The organism is Streptomyces sp. NPDC088745 (genome assembly GCF_044751045.1).
Taxonomy (GTDB): Bacteria; Actinomycetota; Actinomycetes; order Streptomycetales; family Streptomycetaceae; genus Streptomyces; species Streptomyces cremeus.
Genome location: NZ_JBIVLB010000009.1, coordinates 108,426 through 128,779, shown reverse-complemented (window position 1 = coordinate 128,779; position 20,354 = coordinate 108,426). Strand labels below are relative to the sequence as shown.

14 protein-coding genes and 1 riboswitch are annotated in these 20,354 nt (G+C 74.7%); of the genes, 10 read left to right on the top strand and 4 right to left on the bottom strand.

Annotated elements, in window-relative coordinates; all coding sequences use genetic code 11:
• Positions 1 to 4: 4 nt before the first annotated feature.
• The 7 genes from ACIP93_RS23885 to ACIP93_RS23855 are packed head-to-tail and all read left to right on the top strand — an operon-like array spanning position 5 to position 7,716.
• Entirely contained in the window at positions 5 to 1,030 is a 1,026-nt protein-coding gene (locus ACIP93_RS23885; RefSeq protein ID WP_401761531.1) for an NAD-dependent epimerase/dehydratase family protein, read from the top strand.
• Positions 1,027 to 2,301, top strand: a complete 1,275-nt coding sequence (locus ACIP93_RS23880; protein WP_380837517.1) for a DUF4910 domain-containing protein — start codon at positions 1,027 to 1,029, stop codon at positions 2,299 to 2,301. The genes ACIP93_RS23885 and ACIP93_RS23880 overlap by 4 nt, the downstream gene beginning before the upstream one ends.
• 5 nt (positions 2,302 to 2,306) lie before the next feature.
• Positions 2,307 to 3,608, top strand: a complete 1,302-nt coding sequence (locus tag ACIP93_RS23875; protein ID WP_401761528.1) for a hypothetical protein — start codon at positions 2,307 to 2,309, stop codon at positions 3,606 to 3,608.
• Between the two features lie 44 nt (positions 3,609 to 3,652).
• The gene (locus ACIP93_RS23870; RefSeq protein ID WP_345225997.1) at positions 3,653 to 4,600 is read left to right on the top strand and encodes a glycosyltransferase family 2 protein; all 948 of its coding nucleotides are present in this window, start codon (positions 3,653 to 3,655) and stop codon (positions 4,598 to 4,600) included.
• Positions 4,597 to 5,844: a polysaccharide pyruvyl transferase family protein gene (locus tag ACIP93_RS23865; RefSeq protein ID WP_401761526.1), complete on the top strand. Its 1,248-nt coding sequence runs from the start codon at positions 4,597 to 4,599 to the stop codon at positions 5,842 to 5,844. The genes ACIP93_RS23870 and ACIP93_RS23865 overlap by 4 nt, the downstream gene beginning before the upstream one ends.
• The gene (gene rfbC, locus ACIP93_RS23860) at positions 5,841 to 6,398 is read left to right on the top strand and encodes a dTDP-4-dehydrorhamnose 3,5-epimerase (RefSeq protein ID WP_401761524.1); all 558 of its coding nucleotides are present in this window, start codon (positions 5,841 to 5,843) and stop codon (positions 6,396 to 6,398) included. Before ACIP93_RS23865 ends, rfbC begins: the two co-directional genes overlap by 4 nt.
• 1 nt (position 6,399) lies before the next feature.
• A complete protein-coding gene (locus tag ACIP93_RS23855) occupies positions 6,400 to 7,716 on the top strand; it encodes a glutamate-1-semialdehyde 2,1-aminomutase (protein WP_401761746.1) in 1,317 nt (438 codons plus the stop codon).
• Positions 7,717 to 7,719: 3 nt separating this feature from the next.
• Here ACIP93_RS23855 and ACIP93_RS23850 read toward each other — a convergent pair whose 3' ends face one another.
• Both ACIP93_RS23850 and ACIP93_RS23845 read right to left on the bottom strand, forming a co-directional pair.
• Positions 7,720 to 8,412 carry a phosphatase PAP2 family protein gene (locus ACIP93_RS23850; RefSeq protein ID WP_345225990.1) on the bottom strand — a complete coding sequence of 231 codons (693 nt, stop codon included), beginning with the start codon at positions 8,410 to 8,412 and terminating at the stop codon, positions 7,720 to 7,722.
• Between the two features lie 155 nt (positions 8,413 to 8,567).
• Entirely contained in the window at positions 8,568 to 9,713 is a 1,146-nt protein-coding gene (locus tag ACIP93_RS23845; protein WP_401761522.1) for a hypothetical protein, read from the bottom strand.
• Positions 9,714 to 10,123: 410 nt separating this feature from the next.
• Here ACIP93_RS23845 and ACIP93_RS23840 point away from each other — a divergent pair, with 410 nt between their 5' ends.
• From ACIP93_RS23840 to ACIP93_RS23830, 3 genes are all read left to right on the top strand, one after another.
• On the top strand, positions 10,124 to 11,449 hold the full coding sequence (locus tag ACIP93_RS23840) for an MFS transporter (RefSeq protein ID WP_401761520.1): 1,326 nt from the start codon (positions 10,124 to 10,126) through the stop codon (positions 11,447 to 11,449).
• A gap of 265 nt (positions 11,450 to 11,714) precedes the next feature.
• Complete coding sequence (locus ACIP93_RS23835; protein WP_401761518.1) at positions 11,715 to 13,355, top strand: FadD3 family acyl-CoA ligase; 1,641 nt, start codon at positions 11,715 to 11,717, stop codon at positions 13,353 to 13,355.
• Positions 13,352 to 14,275 carry an alpha/beta hydrolase gene (locus ACIP93_RS23830; RefSeq protein ID WP_401761517.1) on the top strand — a complete coding sequence of 308 codons (924 nt, stop codon included), beginning with the start codon at positions 13,352 to 13,354 and terminating at the stop codon, positions 14,273 to 14,275. The genes ACIP93_RS23835 and ACIP93_RS23830 overlap by 4 nt, the downstream gene beginning before the upstream one ends.
• Before the next feature lie 55 nt (positions 14,276 to 14,330).
• On the opposite strand, the gene ACIP93_RS23825 is transcribed toward ACIP93_RS23830, so the two are convergent.
• Positions 14,331 to 15,941, bottom strand: coding sequence for a flavin-containing monooxygenase (locus ACIP93_RS23825; protein ID WP_401761515.1), 1,611 nt, complete (start codon positions 15,939 to 15,941; stop codon positions 14,331 to 14,333).
• A 615-nt stretch (positions 15,942 to 16,556) separates the two neighbouring features.
• On the bottom strand, positions 16,557 to 20,156 hold the full coding sequence (gene cobN / locus ACIP93_RS23820) for a cobaltochelatase subunit CobN (protein WP_401761513.1): 3,600 nt from the start codon (positions 20,154 to 20,156) through the stop codon (positions 16,557 to 16,559).
• Between the two features lie 60 nt (positions 20,157 to 20,216).
• Positions 20,217 to 20,353: riboswitch (cobalamin riboswitch) on the bottom strand.
• Position 20,354: the final 1 nt, after the last annotated feature.

The following is a 20,354-nucleotide window of genomic DNA, read 5'->3' as shown; positions in this document are numbered from 1 at the left end:
CACCATGCGCGTACTGCTCACCGGACACCAGGGCTACCTGGGCACCGTGATGGCCCCGGTGCTCGCCGCCGCCGGGCACGAGGTCGTGGGCCTCGACTCCGGGCTCTTCGCCGACTGCGTGCTGGGCCCCGCGCCCGACGACCCGGCGGGGCACCGGGTGGACCTGCGGGACGTCACCGCCGGGCACCTGGCCGGGGTGGACGCGGTGATCCACCTCGCCGCGCTGTCCAACGACCCGCTGGGCTCGCTGGCGCCGGAACTGACCTACGCCATCAATCACCACGCGTCCGTGCGGCTGGCGAAGCTGGCCCGGGACGCGGGCGTGCGGCGCTTCCTGTACGCGTCGACCTGTTCGGTGTACGGGGCCAGTGGCGGTGACGAGCTGGTGGCCGAGGACGCCCCGCTGCGCCCGGTGACCCCGTACGCGGAGTCCAAGGTGCGCGTGGAGGACGATCTGCACGCGCTGGCCGACGCCGACTTCAGCCCGGTGCACCTGCGCAACGCGACCGCGTTCGGGTTCTCGCCCCGGCTGCGCGCCGACATCGTGCTGAACAACCTGGTGGGCCACGCCCTGCTGTCCGGCGAGGTGCTGGTGCTGTCCGACGGCACCCCGTGGCGGCCGCTGGTGCACGCCGCCGACATCGCCCGCGCCTTCACGGCCGCGCTGACCGCGCCGCGGGAGAGGGTGCACGACCGGGCGTTCAACATCGGCACCGAGGTCAACAACGTCCGGGTCAGCGAGATCGCCGAACAGGTCGCCGACGCGGTGTCCGGGGCGAAGGTGGTGGTCACCGGGGAGCACGGGGCCGATCCGCGCTCCTACCGGGTGGACTTCTCCCGCTTCCGGGCGGCTGTTCCCGGCTTCGAGTGCGTGTGGACGGTGCGCCGGGGCGCCGACGAACTCGCCGACGCCTACCGGAGGTTCGGCCTGACCCAGGAGGGCTTCGAGCAGCGTTTCACCCGGCTGGCCGTGCTGCGTGCGGCGTCCGGGGCCGGCACGGTCGACGACACGCTGCGGTGGCGCGGATGACGGGGGCGGCGGCGGGCGAGGAGATGCACGCGCTGGTGCGGCGGCTGTACCCGCTGTGCCGCAGCATCACCGGCGACGGGGTGCGCGCCACCCTGGACATCGTCGGCGAGTACCTGCCGCTCCAGGTGCGCGAGGTGCCCACGGGGACCCAGGTGCTGGACTGGACGGTGCCGCAGGAGTGGAACATCCGGGACGCGTACATCGCCGACGGCGCGGGGCGGCGGGTGGTGGACTTCGCCGCGTCCAGCCTGCACGTGCTCGGCTACAGCGTGCCGGTGCACCGGACCATGCCGCTGGCGGAGCTGCGCGAGCACCTGCACACCCTGCCGGACCAGCCCCGCCTGGTGCCCTACCGCACCAGTTACTACGCCCCGCGCTGGGGGTTCTGCCTGGCGCAGGAGACCTTGGACGCGCTGCCGGACGGCGACTACGAGGTGTGCGTCGACTCGACCCTGGCCGACGGGCACCTCACCTACGCCGAGCACGTGGTGCCCGGACGGGTCGCCGACGAGGTGCTGGTCTCCTGCCACACCTGCCATCCCTCGCTGGCCAACGACAACCTGGCCGGCATCGCGGTGGCCACGTTCCTGGCCCGGGAGCTGGCGGAGCGACAGCCGTACCACACCTACCGGTTCCTCTACGCGCCCGGCACCGTCGGGGCGATCACCTGGCTGGCCCGCAACCGGGTCGAGCGCGTCCGGCACGGGCTCGTCCTGGCGTGTGCGGGCGACCGGGGCGCCGTGACGTACAAGAAGAGCCGGCGCGGCGACGCGGAGATCGACCGGGTGATGCGGCACGTCCTGGAGACCTCAGGGCGCCCGCACACCATCAAGGAGTTCACTCCGTACGGGTACGACGAGCGGCAGTACTGCTCCCCCGGGTTCGACCTCGGGGTGGGCTCGCTCACCCGGACGCCGTACGCCGGGTATCCCGAGTACCACACCTCGGCCGACGACCCGGACTTCGTGACCCCGGACGCGATGGCCGACACCCTCGCCGTCTGCCGCGAGGCGTTCGCGGTGCTCGACCGCAACCGGCGCTATGTCAATCAAAGCCCTTATGGGGAGCCCCAGTTGGGGCGGCGGGGTCTCTACGACCCGCTCGGCGGGCGCAGTGACGCCAAGGAGGCCCAGCTCGCCATGCTGTGGGTGCTCAGCATGTCCGACGGCACGCACAGCCTCCTCGACGTCGCCGAGCGCTCGGGGCTGCCCTTCGACACCGTCGGCGCGGCGGCCGACGCGCTGCGCGGCGCCGGGCTGATCAAGGCGTGAACCGGGTGACCACCGAGGAGGAGAAGACGGCGGGGCCGACGGGGCCGGTGCGTTCGGCCGGGCGGCGGGCGACGGCCGGGCGGCTGACCTGGGGGCTCGCCGACCAGGCGGCCTCCAGCCTGACCAACTTCGCGGTGGGCCTGTATGTCGCGCGCTCGCTCGGGCTGGGCGCGTTCGGCGTGTTCAGCCTGGCCTGGCTGACGTACGGCGTGGTGCTCAACGTCGCGCGCGGGCTGGCCACCGACCCCCTCGTGGTGCGTTTCAGCGGGGTGGCGGAGGGCGTCTGGCGGGCGGCGGCCGGCCGCGCTTCGGGGGCCGCGCTCGGCGTCGGCACCGTGCTGGGCGCGGTGTCGGTGCCGGCCGGGCTGGGGCTCGGGGGGCCGGTGGGGTCCGCGTTCGTGTGCCTGGGGGTGGTCCTGCCGGGGCTGCTGCTCCAGGACGCGTGGCGGTTCGCGTTCTTCGCGGCGGGCGCCGGGCGCAAGGCGTTCGTCAACGACCTCGTGTGGGGTCTCGCCCTCGTGCCCGCACTGCTGGCCGCCGCCCGGGTGGGCACCGTGGCGGCCTTCGTGCTGGCCTGGGGGGCGTCCGCGGCGGTGGCCGCCGGCTACGGCTGCCTCCAGTGCGGGACGCCTCCCCGGCCCGCCCGGGCGCCGGGGTGGCTGCGCGAGCAGCGCGACCTGGGCCTGCGCTACCTGGTGGAGAACGTCAGCCTCAGCGGGGCCGCCCAGCTCCGGGCGTACGGGCTGGGCGCGATCGCCGGGGTGGGCGCGGTGGGCGCGGTGCGGGGCGCGGAGCTGCTGCTCGGCCCGTTCCTCGCCGTGCTGATGGGGCTCTCGCTGGTCACCGTCGCGGAGGCGGCGCGGGTGCTGCGGCGGGCCCCGCACCGGCTGGCCCGGTTCTGCTTCCTGCTCGGCGGCGGGCAGGCGCTCGCCGCGCTGCTGTGGGGGGCGGCGCTGCTGCTGGTGCCGGACCGGGCCGGCGAGCTGCTGCTGGGCGGGGTCTGGGCGGCCGCCGCGCAGCTCGTCGTGCCGGCGGCCGTCGGGGTGGCGGGGGCGGGGCTGGGCACCGGGGCGGCGGCCGGGCTGCGGGCGCTCGCGGCCGCCCGGCGCAGCCTGCGCTGCCAGTTGTTCGCCTCCGTCTGCTACGTCGGGGGCGGGCTCGGCGGGGCGGCGGCAGGCGGCGCCCTCGGATCGGCGTGGGGGGTCGCCGCCGCCACCGTCGTCAGCTCGGGCGTGTGGTGGCTGGAGCTGCGCTCCGCGCTGCGCCACCGGCCACCGTTCCCCCGCCCCGCGAACCCCTTGCCGTAACCGGTGAGGTTCCTGATGTCTCGTTCCCGCGAAGTGAGGACAGCATGACCGATCGTCCCCGGCTCAGCATCGGCCTTCCCGTCCACAACGGCGAGGAGTACCTCGCGGAGTCCCTGGAGGCCCTGCTCGGCCAGACCTACGAGGACTTCGAGCTGGTCGTCTCCGACAACGCGTCGACCGACGCCACCCAGGACATCTGCCGCCGGTACGCGGAGAAGGACTCCCGCATCCGGTACCTCCGGCTGCCGAGGAACGTCGGCGCCGCCCCGAACCACAACTACGTCTTCACCCGGTGCCGCGGCGAACTCTTCAAGTGGGCCTCGCACGACGACCTGTACGCGCGGACCCTGCTGGAGCGCTGCGTGGCGGCGCTGGACGAGCACCCCGACGTGGTCCTCGCCCATGCCGACCAGGCCGTCATCGACGAGCAGGGCCGGGTGAAGGTCCCGTACGCGTACACCCTCGCCACCGACTCGCCGCGCGCCCCGGTCCGCTTCCGCAGCATGCTCTTCGAGCCCGGCGGCGACGACTTCTACGGGGTGCTGCGCGCCGACGTGCTGCGCCGGGTGAAGCCGCACGATAGCTACCACCACGCGGACCGCACCTTCGTCGCCGAGATCGGGCTGCACGGGCGCTTCCACCAGGTGCCCGAGCTGCTGTACTTCCGCCGCGACCACCCCACGCGGGCCGAGCGGGCGAACCCCTCCAAGCGCTCCCGGTGCGTCAACCTGGACCCGCGCCGGGCGGGTCCGCTGCATCCGACGCCGCGGCTGCTGGCCGAGTACGTCGGGGGCTTCGTCTCGGCGATCCGGCGGGCCCCGCTGTCCTCGGCGGACCGGCGCGCCTGCTACCTGGCCCTGGCCGAGTGGGCGGCGAGCCGGGCCAGGCCGGGCGCCGGGGAACGGGTGGAGGACCGGACGCCGGTCGATCCGGAGCTGCTCGCGGTGTCGGTGGACGCGCTGGTCGCCGGGCGCGAGGGGCGGCGGACGTGACCTCCGCACGGCTGCGCGTGCTGCCCGCCCGAGCGGACGGGCCCCCGGTGCGGGTGGGGGTGTTCGGGCTGCTCGGCTCGGGGAACCTCGGCAACGACGGGTCCCTGGAGGCCGTGCTCCGGTACCTGCGCGCCGAGCACCCGGACGTGGTCGTGGACGCCCTGTGCGGCGGCCCCGAGACCGTCACGGCCCGGTACGGGATCGCGGCGACCCGGCTGCACTGGTACCGGGGCGAGTACCGCACGGCGTCCCGGGCGGGCGCGATCGCGGGCAAGGCGCTGGGCAAGGCCGTCGACGCGGTGCGCACCGCCGCCTGGGTGCGGCGGCACGACGCGGTGATCGTGCCGGGCATGGGCGTGCTGGAGGCGACGCTGCCGCTGCGGCCGTGGGGCTTCCCGTACGCGCTGTTCCTGCTCTGCGCGAGCGGGCGGGTGCTGCGGACGCCGGTCGCGCTGGTCGGGGTCGGCGCGGCGCCGGTCAGGGACCGGGCGACGCGGGCCCTGGTGCGGTGGTCGGGGCGGCTGGCGGCGTACCGCTCGTACCGGGACGACCTGTCCCGGGACGCCCTGCGGGAGATGGGCGTCGACACCTCGGGCGACCGGGTCCACCCGGACCTCGCGTTCGCGCTGCCCGCGCCGGAAGCCGGGGCGGGCCCGGGGCCGGTGTGCGTGGGGGTCATGGACTTCCACGGCGGCAACGACGACCGGCCCAGGGCCGAGGAGATCCACCGGCGGTATCTCGACGGGACGACTGGTTTCGTACGGGCGCTGGTCGAGGACGGCAGGCGGGTGCGGCTGCTCACCGGTGACGCCTGCGACGCGCCGGTGGCCGCCGCGATCCTCGACGCGGTGGACTCGCCGCTGGTCAGCGTGTCCGAGGCCGCTTGTCTGACCGATCTGATGGCGGAGACGGCGGCCGCCGGGAGCGTGGTGGCCACCCGCTACCACAACCTCGTCTGCGCGCTGCGGACCGCCACCCCGACGCTCGCGCTCAGCTACGCGGCGAAGAGCGACGCGCTCATGGACCGGATGGGAGTGGGCGACCACCGCCACCCGGCACGCGAGGTCGACGCGGAGCAACTGCTCGCGCGGTTCCGCGCGTTGGAGAAGGACGCGGCGGACGTACGACAGACCCTTGCCGAACACCTGGGCGAGGTGCGGCAGCAACTCCGTTCGGCCTTCGCCGACTTGTCCAGGGCCCTGTTCCCAGCGGCCGCCCCCGACGAACCGCGGGAGACTCCGTGAAAGTGACCGAAGTGGCCGAGATCGACGGGGCGTTCCTCTTCGACCCGACGCCGCACGTCGACGCACGCGGCTTCTTCTGCCGCACCTTCGACGTGGAGGTGATCCGCTCGGTGGGCCTGGACCCGCACGCCTTCGTCCAGGACAGCGTGTCCCGCTCGGCCCGGGGCGTACTGCGCGGACTGCACCTGCGGGCCGGCCGGGGCGAGGCGAAGCTGGTGCGGTGCTCGTACGGGAGGATCTTCGACGTCGTCGTGGACCTGCGGCCCGGCTCCCCCACGTACCGGGGCCGGGCCTGCTTCGAGCTGTCCGACGCCACCCAGCGCACCCTCTACGTCCCGGCGGGCTGCGCGCACGGCTTCCAGGCGCTGACGGAGACCGCCGACACCTCCTACCGCATCGACAGGCCGCACGACCCGGCCGAGGACGTGACGATCGCCTTCGACGACCCGGAACTCGCCATCGCGTGGCCGCTGCCGCCCGCGCTGCTGTCCGCGCGGGACCGGGAGGCGCCGAGCCTCGCCGAGGCGCTGAAGCAGGTACGGGGAGGTGCCTGAGGTGGACGTCGAGGAGTTCGGCCTGCCCCGGTCGCGGGCGGCGAACGAGCGGCTGCACGCCCTGGTGCCGGGCGGCGCGCACACGTACGCCAAGGGCTGTGACCAGTACCCCGAGAACCTGGCCCCGGTCATCAGCCACGGCCGGGGCGCGCACGTGTGGGACGTGGACGGCAACCGGTACGTCGAGTACGGGTCCGGGCTGCGCTCGGTCAGCCTCGGCCACGCCCATCCGCGGGTGAACGAGGCGGTGCACCGGGAGATCGACCGGGGCGTCAGCTTCGCCCGCCCGTCGGTCGTCGAGGCCCGGGCGGCGGAACGCTTCCTGGCGACGGTGCCGACGGCCGAGATGGTGAAGTTCGCCAAGAACGGCTCGGACGTCACCACCGCCGCGGTGCGCCTGGCGCGCGCCGTCACCGGGCGCGCGCGGGTGGCGGTCTGCGGCGACCACCCGTTCTTCTCCGCCGACGACTGGTTCGTCGCGACGACGCCGATGTCCGCCGGGATTCCGGCGGCGGTCGCCGAGCTGACGGTGTCCTTCCCGTACGGGGACCTGGCCGCCACCGAGGACCTGCTCACCCGGTACGCCGGTGAGGTCGCCTGCCTGGTCCTGGAGCCCGGCGAGCCCGCCCCCGGATATCTGGAGGGGCTGCGCGCGCTGGCCGACCGGCACGGCTGCGTGCTGGTCTTCGACGAGATGATCACCGGGTTGCGCTGGTCCGAGGCGGGCGCGCAGGGCCTGTACGGGGTGGTGCCCGACCTCTCCACCTTCGGCAAGGCGCTGGGCAACGGGTTCGCGGTGTCCGCGCTGGCGGGGCGGCGCGAGCTGATGGAGCGGGGCGGGCTGCGGCACGCGGGCGAGCGGGTGTTCCTGCTGTCGACCACGCACGGGGCGGAGACGCACGCCCTGGCCGCCGCGATGGCCGTGCAGAGCACGTACACCGAGGAGGGCGTCACGGCCCGACTGCACGCGATCGGGGACCGGTTGGCGGCCGGGGTGCGGGCGGCGGCGGCCGGCGCGGGCGTCGGCGGCCACGTCGTCGTGCGGGGCCGGGCCAGCAACCTGGTCTTCGCCACCCTGGACGAGCGGGGGCGGCCCTCGCAGGAGTACCGCACGCTGTTCCTGCGCCATCTCCTCGCGAACGGGGTGCTGGCGCCGTCCTTCGTGGTGAGCAGCGCGCTCACCGACGCGGACGTCGACCGCACGGTCGAGGCGGTGGCCGGGGCGTGCACGGTGTACCGCAAGGCGCTGGACGCGGGTGATCCCACGCCCTGGACGGGCGGACGGCCGGTGCGGCCGGTGTTCCGCAGCCGGGCGTGACCGTCAGGCGCGTCCGCCCCGGCCGGCGTCGGCCACCCGGTCGACCAGCCGGGCCGTCGCCGGCACCACCGCGAGCGCGGTGCACCAGCCGCCGACGGCGTCGGTCGGGTAGTGCGCGCTGAGCGCGGCCTGTGCCCACCCCATGACCCCGCCGGCGAGCAGGGACGCGGCGAGCACCAGCAGCGTCCCGGCCGCTCTCCCCAGCCCCCACCGGCCCGCCGCGAGCAGCGCCAGGACCAGCGCGAACGCGGTGAGGAAGGCGGTGTGCCCACTGGGGTAGGACAGATTGCCGTCCCCGTGGATGGTGCGTCCCACCACGTACTTGAGCGCTTTCGCCGCCCCCACGGCGACGGCCGCGCCCGCCACCACGAGCACCGCCGCGCGCGGCCGCCGCATCAGCAGGCACGCCGCCACGGCGGCCACCACCAGGACGGCCGCCCCCAGGGGCTCCCCCAGGAAGTCCGCGGCCAGGGCGACACCGCGCCAGGGCGGTCCGACGCTGTCCGCTCTCGGGTCGACGAGCCGGCCGTCCACCGCGCTCGGCTCGCTGTCCCCGGCGTACGCCGCACCGAGCGCGGCGACCACGAGCGCGGCCAGGACCGCGACCGCCCCGAGCCGGCCGCGCAGTGCCGACGGCAGCACCGCGGACGCCGCCGGGGCCGGTGTCCGCGCGCTCCCGTGCTGCCGTGGCTCCACGAACTCCCCCTGCGGTCGGCCCACTTGGACTTTCGAACGGCCTCTCGTCCGGCCGGACGTACGGCCTGTGGCCACCCTGCCCGCACCCCGGTCGCGGAAACCGCCGTCGGGCGCGGCCGCTCCTCCCCCGGCGGGTCCGGGCGGGCCCGGCGGGTCTACTTGCCCGCCCCCCGGAAGCGGCCGAAGGCCTTGGTGAGGGCGCCCAGCGGTGAGGCGGGTGCGTCGGGGGCCGCCGGACGGGGCAGGACGGTGCCGCCGGTCGCCTCGGCGAGGGCCGCGTGCGCCGCCTCGGCCGCCTCCTGGTAGCGGTCGCGGGACGTGGTCATCGCGTCGAGCGCCTCGGCGTACATGACGGCCATGCGCTGGGCGTGGACGAGTTCCTCGTCCGGGGTGAGCAGGTGCCAGCCCCGGCGCAGCCGGTTCAGGGCGGTCTCGGCGTCGGCGGACATCGGCTGCGGGAGGGCGGCGAACGCGCCGATCCGCTCCAGGAGTTCGGTGGGGATCGAGCCGTCGAGGAAGACGGTGCTCACCGTGAAGTCCTCCGCCGTGTAGGCGGCGTCGGGCGGCGAGGTGGGCAGCACGACGGCCCCGCCGCGCGGCAGCCGTACGTCCAGCTCCCGTTTGACGGCGAAGTCGGCGATCTGCGCCTGCTCGGGGGTCGCCCGGTGCTCGATCACCCGGTGGCGCAGGCTCGGCGGCAGATGTCCGGTGAGCGGGCGCTGCCCCAGCGCGTCCGGCGTCATGGCCTCGTGCACGAGGAGGTGGACGTACCAGCTCTGCCGGGCGCAGTCGCGCAGCAGGTGGCGCAGGTCGTCGTCGTCCTTGGGCAGGTGGTTCGCCTCGCGCAGGCGCACGTCGGCGGCCGTGTCGTGGTCCCAGGGGACGCGGTCGCTGTCCGGCCAGAACATCGTCGCGGGCGACGGCCAGTACACGTCCCACACGTCCTCGGCCTCGGCGGCGAGCACCCAGGTGACGCCCGCGCCCTCCTTGCGGCGGCCGTCGGGGTCGTACGTGACGAGCTGGGCGCGCACGGTGATGTCGCCGTCGCCGACCCGCCAGCGGGCCTCGAAGAGGCGGCGGGCCGTGGGGCCGGGGTCGGCGGACTCGTCCCGCGGGTGCAGGACGGTGGAGCGGGCCGCCTCGACGGGGTCGAGGTCCAGGAAGTCGTCGAGCACCCCGGCCGCCTTGAGGGCGATCAGGTTGCGCCGGACGTCCTGCTCGGGCTCGGGCCCGAGGTGGCGCCCGCGCCCCAGCCATGCGGTGTCGGGGACGGTGGTCGAGGTGCTGCTGTTCTTCGCCATGGAGTCGTTCTGTGAGGAGTCGGGGCCCGACCAGTATGGTCCGTGGACCTGTGGAAGGTACCGGTGCCCCGCCCCTGGCTTCGCGGCGCGTGCCGGGCCGGGGCCGGGGCGGTGGTGCGGGGCTCCCTACCCCGGCTCGATCCCGCTACCCCTCCCCGTCCGTCGTCATCCGGTTTCGCGGCGCCGCCGCGCGCGGCATGTCCCGCCGTGCGCGGGCGACTTCGGGCCGGGCTCCCGCTGAGTGGGAAACCGTCCGGACGAGCGGTGGCGCGGCGGCCCGCCGCCCGCACAATCGTCCCCACGCGAGGGGCGCGCCGCCCGTGCCCCGCCCTTCCACGCGAGGGGCCGTGCCGCCCGCGTCCGCCCCTCCCTTCTCTTCCCTCCGCACCGCCCACTCCCACAGGAGCGTCATGCCGGCCTTCCCCGTCCCCACGGGCGCCCCTCCCGCCGGAGGGGCCGCCGCCGACGCCGCGCAGATGCGCCGCGTGGCCTTCTCCAGCCTGCTCGGCACCGTGGTGGAGTACTACGACTTCCTGCTGTACGGAACCGTCGCGGCCCTCGTCTTCGGCACCGCCTTCTTCCCCGGGGCCAGCGTCGCGGCAGGCACCGTCGCCGCGTTCGGCACCTTCGCCGCGGGCTATCTGGCCCGTCCGCTGGGCGGGATCGTCTTCGGGCACTTCGGCGACCGGCTGGGCCGCAAGAAGATGCTGGTGCTGACGATGGTCCTGATGGGCGCGGCCAGCGCCCTGATCGGGCTGCTGCCCGACTACCGGGCGATCGGCATCGCCGCCCCGGTGCTGCTCGTGCTGCTGCGCGTCGTGCAGGGGCTGGCCATCGGCGGCGAGTGGGGCGGCGCGACGCTGATGGTCGTCGAGCACGCGGCGCCCGGCCGCCGGGGCGCGTGGAGCGGAGTGATGCAGTCCGGCACCTCGCTGGGCTTCCTGCTGTCGGCGGGCGTGGTCGCCGCGGCCAACTCCCTGCTCACGCCGGGGCAGTTCATGGCGTGGGGCTGGCGCGTCCCCTTCCTGTTCAGCGTGGTGCTGATGGCGGTGGGTCTCTACACCCGGCTCAAGGTCACCGAGAGCCCGCTGTTCCGCGAGGCCGCGGCGAAGGCGGCACAGGCCGGGCCGCCGCCGCGGATGCCGCTGCTGACGGTGCTGGGGCAGCCGCGCACGGCGCTGCTGGCGGCGGCCGTGGGGCTGGGCCCGTTCGCGCTGACCGGTCTGGTCACGACGTACATGCTGACGTACGCGACCGGCATCGGTTACTCGGTCGGCGAGGTGATGAACGGGCTGCTGGTCGTCTCGGTGACCGGCCTGTTCACCATCCCCGCCTTCGCCGCCCTCTCCGACCGGCTGGGCAGGCGGCGGGTCGTCCTGGGGGCGGCCGTGCTCGGACTGGTGGCGGTCAAACCGGTGTACGTCCTGGTGGATTCCGGCGAGCCGGGGCTGCTGGTGCTCGGGATGGCCTCGGTGATGGTGGTGCAGCACGCCATGTACGCGCCGCTGGCGCCGATGCTCTCGGAGCTGTTCGCGACGGGGGTGCGGTACACGGGGGCCTCGCTGGGCTATCAGCTGTCCGCGCTGGTCGGATCGGGGCTCGTCCCGCTGGCGGCGAGCTCGCTGCACGCGTCCTTCCCGGGCAGCACACCGCTGGTGCTGCTCGCGGGCGGCTGCGTCCTGACGTCGCTGCTGGCCGCGTGGCGGCTGCGGGAGACGCGGGGCGACGCGCTGTGACCAGCGCCGCGGTCCGCACTGTGGTCCGCACTGCGGCCGGGCGCGGGGCCGTGGCCTGCCCGTCCCTCCCCCGGGGCGTCCGTGGCGTCTTCGGCGTCTTCGGCGTCCTCGCGCGCATGCTCCCGCTCAGCGGGAACCGGCTCTGGCCGGTGGCTGGTTCCGGCCGGTGTCATGGCCACCGGCACCGCCCCCCACCCTCTTCCCACGTCCCCTCGCACGGCTCCCGCTCCGCACCCGTTTTCCTCTCCCGCACGCCGGAGGCTTCATGCCCACCGCCCCCTCCCGCCCCGCCCCGCCCGTCGCGTACTCCGCCGCGACGACCCTCGCCGACCTGCCCGACGTCGCCGCCCGCTCCTTCGGGGCGCGCGAGGCGCTCGTCGACGACGAGGTCCGCTGGACCTTCACCACGCTGCGGGACCGCATCCGGGCCGCCGCGCGGGCCGCGATCGCCCACGGCATCGAGCCGGGCGACCGGTTCGCGCTCTGGGCGCCCAACAGCCGCACCTGGGTGGTGGCGGCGCTCGGGGCGGTGTCCGTCGGCGCGGTCCTGGTCCCGCTCAACACCCGCTACCGGGCGGCGGAGGCGGCCGACATCGTGCGTCGCAGCGGGTGCACGGTCCTCTTCACCGAGCGCGGCTTCCTCGGCACGGACTACGTCGCCATGCTGCGGGAGTCCGGCGAGGACCTGGGCGCGCTACGCAGCACGGTCGTCCTGCGCGGCGCGGACCCCGGCTCCGCCGACGGCGCCACGAGCTGGGAGGCCTATCTGGCGGCGGGCGAGGCCGTCCCGGAGGAGGTGCGGGCCGCGCGGGCCGCCGCCGTGCGCCCCGGGGACCTCTCCGACATCCAGTACACCTCCGGCACCACCGGTCGCCCCAAGGGCGTGCTGACCACCCACCACCAGACGGTGCGGGTCTTCGACGCCTGGGCCGAGGCCGTCACCCTGCGCGAGGGCGACCGCTACCTCCTCATCAGCCCCTTCTTCCACACCTTCGGCTACAAGGCGGGCGTCGTGGCCTGCCTGCTGCGCGGGGCGACCGTCGTCCCCGAGGAGGTGTACGACGGGGACCGGGCGCTGCGCCGGGTCGCCGAGGAGCGCGTCAGCGTCCTGGCGGGCGCCCCGGCGATCTTCCACGGGCTGATCACCCACCCGCGCCGCGCCGCGTACGACCTCTCCTCGCTGCGGCTGGCGGGCACGGGGGCCGCGAACATCCCCGCCGGCCTGATCGACGACGTGCGCACGGTCCTCGGCGCCCGCGACGTGTTCGCCGCGTACGGGCTGACCGAGTCGACGGGCGTCGTGACGATCTGCCCGGTCGACTCCCCCGCCGAGACGCTGGCACGCAGCGTGGGCAGACCGATCGAGGGCGTCGAGCTGCGCGTCGTGGCCCCGGACGGCACACCGCTGCCGTCCGGCTGCCAGGGCGAGGTCGTCACGCGCGGCTACCACGTCACCCAGGGGTACCTGGACGATCCGCGGGCCACGGCGGAGGCGATCGACGCGGACGGCTGGCTGCACACCGGGGACGTGGGCGTCCTGGACGAGGACGGCTTCCTGGCGCTGACCGACCGGCTGAAGGACATGTACGTCGTCGGCGGGTTCAACGCGTACCCCGCCGAGGTGGAGAACACCCTGCGCACGCATCCGGCGGTGTCCGACGCGGCGGTGGTGGGCGCCGCGGACGCCCGGCTCGGCGAGGTCGGGGTGGCGTTCGTCGTCGCGGACGGCGACCTCCCGGATGCGGCGGAACTCACGGCGTGGACGCGCGAGCGGCTCGCCAACTTCAAGGTGCCCCGCCGGTTCGTGGCGGTGGACGCCCTGCCGCGCAACGCCGCGGGCAAGGTCCTCAAGAACGAGCTGCGGGCCCTGGCGGAACGCCGGGAGCCCCCGACGGAGAAGGTGTGACGACGACCGTGGAACCCACTGCCGAGGTACGCCGGCTGATCGAGCTGGCGACCGCGAACTTCCCCGCCCTGGGCACCGGGGTGACCGACATCGCGGAGGTCCGCGCCTTCCTCGCCGCGCGGCCCGCTCCCCCGCCCTCCGGCATCGAGGTGGCACACGTCGCCGACGAGGACGCCGACGGGGTCCGGGTGCGGGTGTACGACCCGACGGACGGCGCGGCGGAGACCCCCGTGGTGGTCTTCGCGCACGGCGGCGGCTTCTGCGTGTGCGGGCTCGACTCGCACGACGGGTTCTGCCGGGCGATGGCGGTGCGGACCGGGGCGGTGGTGGTCTCGGTCGACTACCGCCTCGCGCCGGAGCACCCCTTTCCCGCCGCGCCCGACGACTGCTGGACCGCGCTGCGGTGGACGGCGCGGCGCTACGCGGGCCGGCGGATCGCGGTCGCCGGGGACAGCGCGGGCGCCAACCTGGCGGCCGTCATGGCGCTGACCGCGCTCGACCGGGGCGGTCCGGAGCTGGTCTGCCAGGCGCTGTACTACCCGATGCTCGACCCGCAGCGGCGCGGCGACTCGCACCGTCGCCACGCGCGGGGCTACTTCCTCACCGCCGACCACCTGCGCTGGTACTGGGACTGCTACCTGCCCCGCCCGGCGGACCGCACCGACCCGTACGCCGCCCCGCTGCACCGCGCCGACCTGTCGGGGCTGCCGCCGGCGCAACTGGTGACGGCGGGTCTGGACCCGCTGTGCGACGACGCGTGGGCGTACGCGCACGCGCTGGCGGGCGCGGGGGTGGACGTGACGCTGGCGCACCTGCCCGGGATGTTCCACGGGTTCCTGTCGATGGCGGGAGCGCTGCCCCGGGCACTGACGGCACGCACGGAGGCCTTCGCGGCGCTGCGGCGGGCGCTGCACGGGTGAGGCGACGCGCGGAGGTGACGCGGCGGCGGCCGTGCCCCCTCCGCGCCCGCCCGGCTCAGCTGAACCGGAACCCCTTGTAGCCGCCGGCCGCGACCGCGTCGATGATCTCCTGGTAGACCTTGAAGCCCCCGACGTACGGCATGAACACCCGGGGCTTCCCTGGGATGTTGGCGCCGAGGTACCAGGAGTCGGCCTCCATGAGGAGGGTCGCCCCGGCCCGGTCCCGGCATTCGCGGACCCAGTCCTCGACGGCGTCGGGAGCGGCCTCGACGGCACGGTGGCCGTGTGCCTCCATGTACGCCAGGAGGTCGGCGAGCCAGTCGCCGTGCTGCTCGCCGGCGAGGACCACGTTGACCATGACGCTGGGGCTGCCGGGGCCGGTGAGGTTGAAGAAGTTGGGGAAGCCGTCGGTGCCGAGGCCGAGGTAGGTGCGCGGGCCGGCCGCCCATGCCTCCTTGAGGGTGCGGCCGCCCCTTCCCCGCACCTCGATCCGGTCCACGGAGCCGGTCATCGCGTCGAAGCCGGTGGCGTGGACGAGGGCGTCGAGGGCGATGTGCTCGCCGTCGGCGAGGACCACACCGGTCGCGTCGACGCGCTCGATCGGACGGGACCGCAGGCTGACGAGGCGGACGTGGGGCTGGTTGTACGTCTCGAAGTAGCCGGAATCGGTGACGATCCGCTTCGCGCCGATGGGGTGGTCGCCCGGGACGAGCAGTTCCGCGACGGCCGGGTCGTCGACGCGGGCGCGGACCTTCTCCTCCCAGAAGGCGCGGGCGGCGTCGTTGGCGGCACGGTCGACGAGCTGGTCGGGGAAGGTCTTGGAGTACAGGACGCCGCCGAGCTGCCAGCGCTTCTCGTAGGCGGCGCGCCGCTCCTCCTCGCCGACCTCGAAGGTCTTCTTCGGGTACGTGGTGAAGGGCGAGCCGCCGCCGCTGAGCCGGGCGAGCCTGCGCCGCTCGGCGTAGCAGGCCTTGACCTGCCGGCGCCGGGCGTCGTCGAGGGGCTCGTTGCCGGCCGGGACGGAGTAGTTGGGGCTGCGCTGAAACACCGTCAACTGCCGTGCCTGGGCGGCTATTTCCGGTATCGACTGGATGCCGGAGGACCCGGTGCCGACGACGCCGACGCGCAGCCCGGTGAAGTCGACGCCCTCGTGCGGCCATTCGCCGGTGTGGTACGAGGGCCCGGCGAAGGAGTCGAGACCGGGGATGTCCGGGCGCTGGGCGCTGGAGAGGCAGCCGACCGCGAACACGACGAAGCGGCTGGTGACGGTCTCGCCCGTGTCGGTGCGCACCGTCCAGGTGAGGGTGTCCTCGTCCAACTCCGCGCTCCGCACGGACGTTTCGAAGGTGTAGGCGTCGCGGAGCGAGAAACGGTCGGCGACGTGGTGCAGGTAGCGCATGATCTCGGGCTGGGTGGCGTACTTCTCGCTCCAGTCCCACTCCTGCTGGAGGTCCTCGTCGAAGGAGTACGAGTAGTCGAAGGACTCGACGTCGCAGCGGGCGCCCGGGTAGCGGTTCCAGTACCACACGCCGCCGACGTCAGCGGCGCGGTCGAAGCCGCGCACCCGGTGGCCCAGGGTGCGGAGCCGGTGGACGGTGTAGAGGCCGGTGACGCCGGCTCCGACGACGACGACGTCCGTGTCGGGGGCGGGGGTGTTCTCACTCACGTGCGGTATCTCCTCGGATCCGTGGGGGCGGCGGCGGGTGCGGCCCGGCACGGACGGGAGCCTTCCATCGGGGCGGGCGGGGCGCACCAGCTCCTTCCCGGTGAGTGGGAAGGGGGCGCCACCGGGGGCACGGTGGCCTGCCCGCCCGGCTCCCGCCGCGAGTGGCGCCCCGTCAGGGGCGCGGGGAACTGCGCGCCCAGCCACGACGCATCTGCAGTAAACCGGGGGCAGCCGCGCGGCGAGCGCTTTAGGTGGAGGGGCGGGTCCGGGGCCTCTCCTGCCCGAGCCGAGCGGGGCTGCCTGGCCCGGTGCCGGGGCTGAGCTCACGGCCCTGGCGGAGTCCCTTGCCCGGTACAGGCGCTTGCGTGGGGGCGGCACCCGGGTGGGCCGGGAGCGGGAGGGGCCGCCCCCTTGCCCGCCCGTTCCGCCCCCTTGGGGCGGCCCCGTCGCCCAAGGGAGCGGGGCGTAAGGGAGGGGCTGCGACGCGCAAGGGGACGGGGGCGACGGGGGGCTGTGAGGCACGCGGAGCGGTGGTGGAGGGGGCCGGTGTTTGAGAAGGGGCGACCGGAGATGCGGTCGCCCCCCCGTCGGGTGGGGAGAAAGGAGGAGCGAGGGCTAGTCCTTGTCCTCCAGGTCGCCCTCGGTCTCCAGGTACGCCTGCCGGAGCGCGTCCAGAACCGCCGGGTCCGGCTTGGCCCACATGCCCCGCGACTCGGCCTCCAGAAGCCGCTCCGCGATGCCGTGCAGCGCCCACGGGTTGGCCTGCTTCAGGAACTCGCGGTTGGTCGGGTCCAGGACGTACGTCTCGGTGAGCTTGTCGTACATCCAGTCGGCGACCACGCCGGTCGTCGCGTCGTACCCGAAGAGGTAGTCGACGGTGGCGGCGAGCTCGAAGGCGCCCTTGTAGCCGTGGCGGCGCATCGCCTCGATCCACTTGGGGTTGACGACGCGGGCGCGGAAGACCCGCGAGGTCTCCTCGACCAGGGTGCGGGTGCGGACCGTCTCCGGGCGGGTGGAGTCGCCGATGTACGCCTCGGGGGCCTTGCCCTTGAGGGCGCGCACGGTGGCGACCATGCCGCCGTGGTACTGGAAGTAGTCGTCCGAGTCGGCGATGTCGTGCTCGCGGGTGTCGGTGTTCTTCGCCGCGACCTCGATGCGCTTGTACGCCGTCTCCATCTCCTCGCGCGCCGGACGCCCGTCGAGCTCGCGGCCGTAGGCGTAGCCGCCCCAGACCGTGTAGACCTCGGCGAGGTCGGCGTCGGTGCGCCAGTCGCGGGAGTCGATGAGCTGGAGCAGGCCCGCGCCGTACGTTCCCGGGCGGGAGCCGAAGATGCGGGTGGTGGCGCGGCGTTCGTCACCGTGCTCGGCGAGGTCGGCCTGGGTGTGCGCCCGTACGTAGTTGACCTCGGCCGGCTCGTCCAGCGAGGCGGCGAGGCGCACCGCGTCGTCCAGCAGGCCGATGGTGTGCGGGAACGCGTCGCGGAAGAAGCCCGAGATGCGCAGGGTGACGTCGACGCGGGGGCGGCCCAGCTCCTCGGCGGGGATGGCCTCCAGGCCGGTGACGCGGCGCGAGGCGTCGTCCCAGACGGGGCGTATGCCCAGCAGCGCGAAGGCTTCGGCGATGTCGTCGCCGGCGGTGCGCATGGCGCTGGTGCCCCAGAGGGACAGGCCCACGGAGGTCGGCCATTCGCCGTTGTCGGCCCGGTAGCGCTGGAGGAGGGAGTCCGCGAGGGCCTGGCCGGTCTCCCAGGCCAGCTTGGAGGGCACGGCCTTGGGGTCGACGGAGTAGAAGTTGCGGCCGGTCGGCAGGACGTTGACCAGGCCGCGCAGCGGGGAGCCGGAGGGGCCCGCCGGGACGAAGCCGCCGTTCAGCCCGTGGACGGCGTGGGTGAGTTCGTCGGTGGTGGCGGCCAGGCGCGGCACGACCTCGCGGGCGGCGAAGTCGAGGATGTCGGCGACGGCGGCCGGGTGTCCCTCGGCGACGCCCGCCACGGCCTCCGGGGCCCAGTCCGCGTCCTCCATGGCCTGGACCAGGCCGCGGGCCTGCTCCTCGACCGTGTCCGCGTCGGTGCGCTTCGCCGCCGACTCGTCCAGACCGAGGGCCTCGCGCAGGCCGGGCAGCGACGCCGTGCCGCCCCAGATCTGGCGGGCGCGCAGGATCGCCAGGACCAGGTTGACGCGGGCCTCCCCGGCGGGGGCGCCGCCGAGGACGTGCAGGCCGTCGCGGATCTGGACGTCCTTGATCTCGCAGAGCCAGCCGTCGAGATGCATGATGAAGTCGTCGAAGCCCTCGTCCTCGGGCCGGTTCTCGATGCCGAGGTCGTGGTCGAGCTTCGCGGCCTGGATGAGCGTCCAGATCTGGGCGCGGATCGCGGGCAGCTTCGCCGGGTCCATGGCCGCGATCTGGGCGTGCTCGTCGAGGAGTTGTTCCAGGCGGGCGATGTCGCCGTAGCTGTCGGCGCGGGCCATCGGCGGCACCAGGTGGTCGATCAGGGTGGCGTGCACCCGGCGCTTGGCCTGGGTGCCCTCGCCCGGGTCGTTGACCAGGAACGGGTAGATCAGGGGGAGGTCGCCGAGGGCGGCGTCGGGGCCGCAGGCGGCGGACAGGCCCGCGTTCTTGCCGGGCAGCCACTCCAGGTTGCCGTGCTTGCCGAGGTGGACCATCGCGTCGGCGCCGAAGCCGTTGTCGGCGGCGGACGCGGCGATCCAGCGGTAGGCGGCCAGGTAGTGGTGCGAGGGCGGCAGGTCCGGGTCGTGGTAGATCGCGATCGGGTTCTCGCCGAAGCCGCGCGGCGGCTGGATGAGGACGAGGAGGTTCCCGAACCGCAGGGCGGCGAGCACGATGTCGCCCTCCGGGTTGGCGGACCGGTCCACGAACATCTCGCCCGGGGCGGGGCCCCAGTGCCGCTCCACGGACTCGCGCAGCTCGGCGGGCAGGGTGGCGAACCAGCGCCGGTAGTCGGCGGCCGGGATGCGCACGGGGTTGCGGGCGAGCTGCTCCTCGGTGAGCCACTCCTGGTCGTGGCCGCCGGCCTCGATGAGGGCGTAGATCAGCTCGTCGCCGTCGCCGGACACCAGGCCGGGGATCTCCTGCGTACCGAAGTCGTACCCCTCCTCCCTCAGGCGGCGCAGCAGGGCGACCGCGCTGGCGGGGGTGTCGAGGCCGACCGCGTTGCCGATCCGGGAGTGCTTGGTCGGGTACGCGGACAGGACCAGCGCGAGCTTCTTCTCGGCGTTGGGGATGTGCCGCAGCCGGGCGTGGCGCACGGCGGTCCCGGCGACGCGGGCGGCGCGCTCGGGGTCGGCGACGTACGACGGCAGGCCGTCCTCGTCGATCTCCTTGAAGGAGAACGGAACGGTGATCAGGCGGCCGTCGAACTCGGGGACGGCGATCTGGGTGGCGGCGTCCAGCGGGGAGACGCCCTCGTCGTTCTCCTCCCAGGCGGCGCGCGGGCTGGTGAGGCACAGCGCCTGGAGGATCGGGACGTCGAGGCCGGTGAGGGCGCCCGCGTCCCAGGACTCGTCGTCGCCGCCCGCGGAGGCCTCGGCGGGGCGGGTGCCGCCGGCCGCGAGCACGGTGGTGACGATGGCGTCGGCGGCGCGCAGCTCCTCGATGAGCTCCGGCTCCGGGGTGCGCAGGGACGCGACGTACAGCGGCAGCGGGCGGGCCCCGGCCGCCTCGATCTCGCCGCACAGGGCGTCGATGAAGGCGGTGTTGCCGCTCATGTGGTGGGCGCGGTAGTAGAGCACCGCGACGGTCGGGCCCTCGACGTCCTCGCGGGCGGTGCGCTCCAGGGGGCCCCAGGAGGGCGCCGGCGCGGGCGACTCGAAGCCGTGGCCGGTGAGCAGCACGGTGTCGGAGAGGAACCGGGCGAGCTGCTCCAGGTTGGCGGGGCCGCCGTGCGCCAGGTAGGCGTGCGCCTCGGCGGCGATGCCGACGGGGACGGTGGAGGCGGCCATGAGCTGGGCGTCGGGGGCCTGTTCGCCGGTGAGGACGACGACGGGGCGGCCGGTGGCGAGGACCTGGTCGAGACCCTCCTGCCAGGCGCGGACGCCGCCGAGGAGGCGCACCACGACGAGGTCGGTGCCGTCCAGGAGGGCGGGCAGGTCCGCCAGGTCGAGGCGGGAGGGGTTGGCGTAGCGGTAGCTGACCGGTCCGTCCGAGGAACGGGCGCTGAGCAGGTCGGTGTCGGACGTCGACAGGAGCAGGATCATGCGGCGTCGGGCCTTCCTCGGGGTGTCCACGCCCCGGGCGGTGTTCGGACTGCTCGAACCAGGTCGAGAAGCTACGGAAGGGAGTTCCTGACTCGCCCGGCCTGGGGCCGGGCTCACAGTGGCGGGACCGCGCCGGAATCGCACCGGGCTTCCTCCCCTGTCGCCTTTCGGTGGCGACTGCCGCCCTGGCGGGCGACG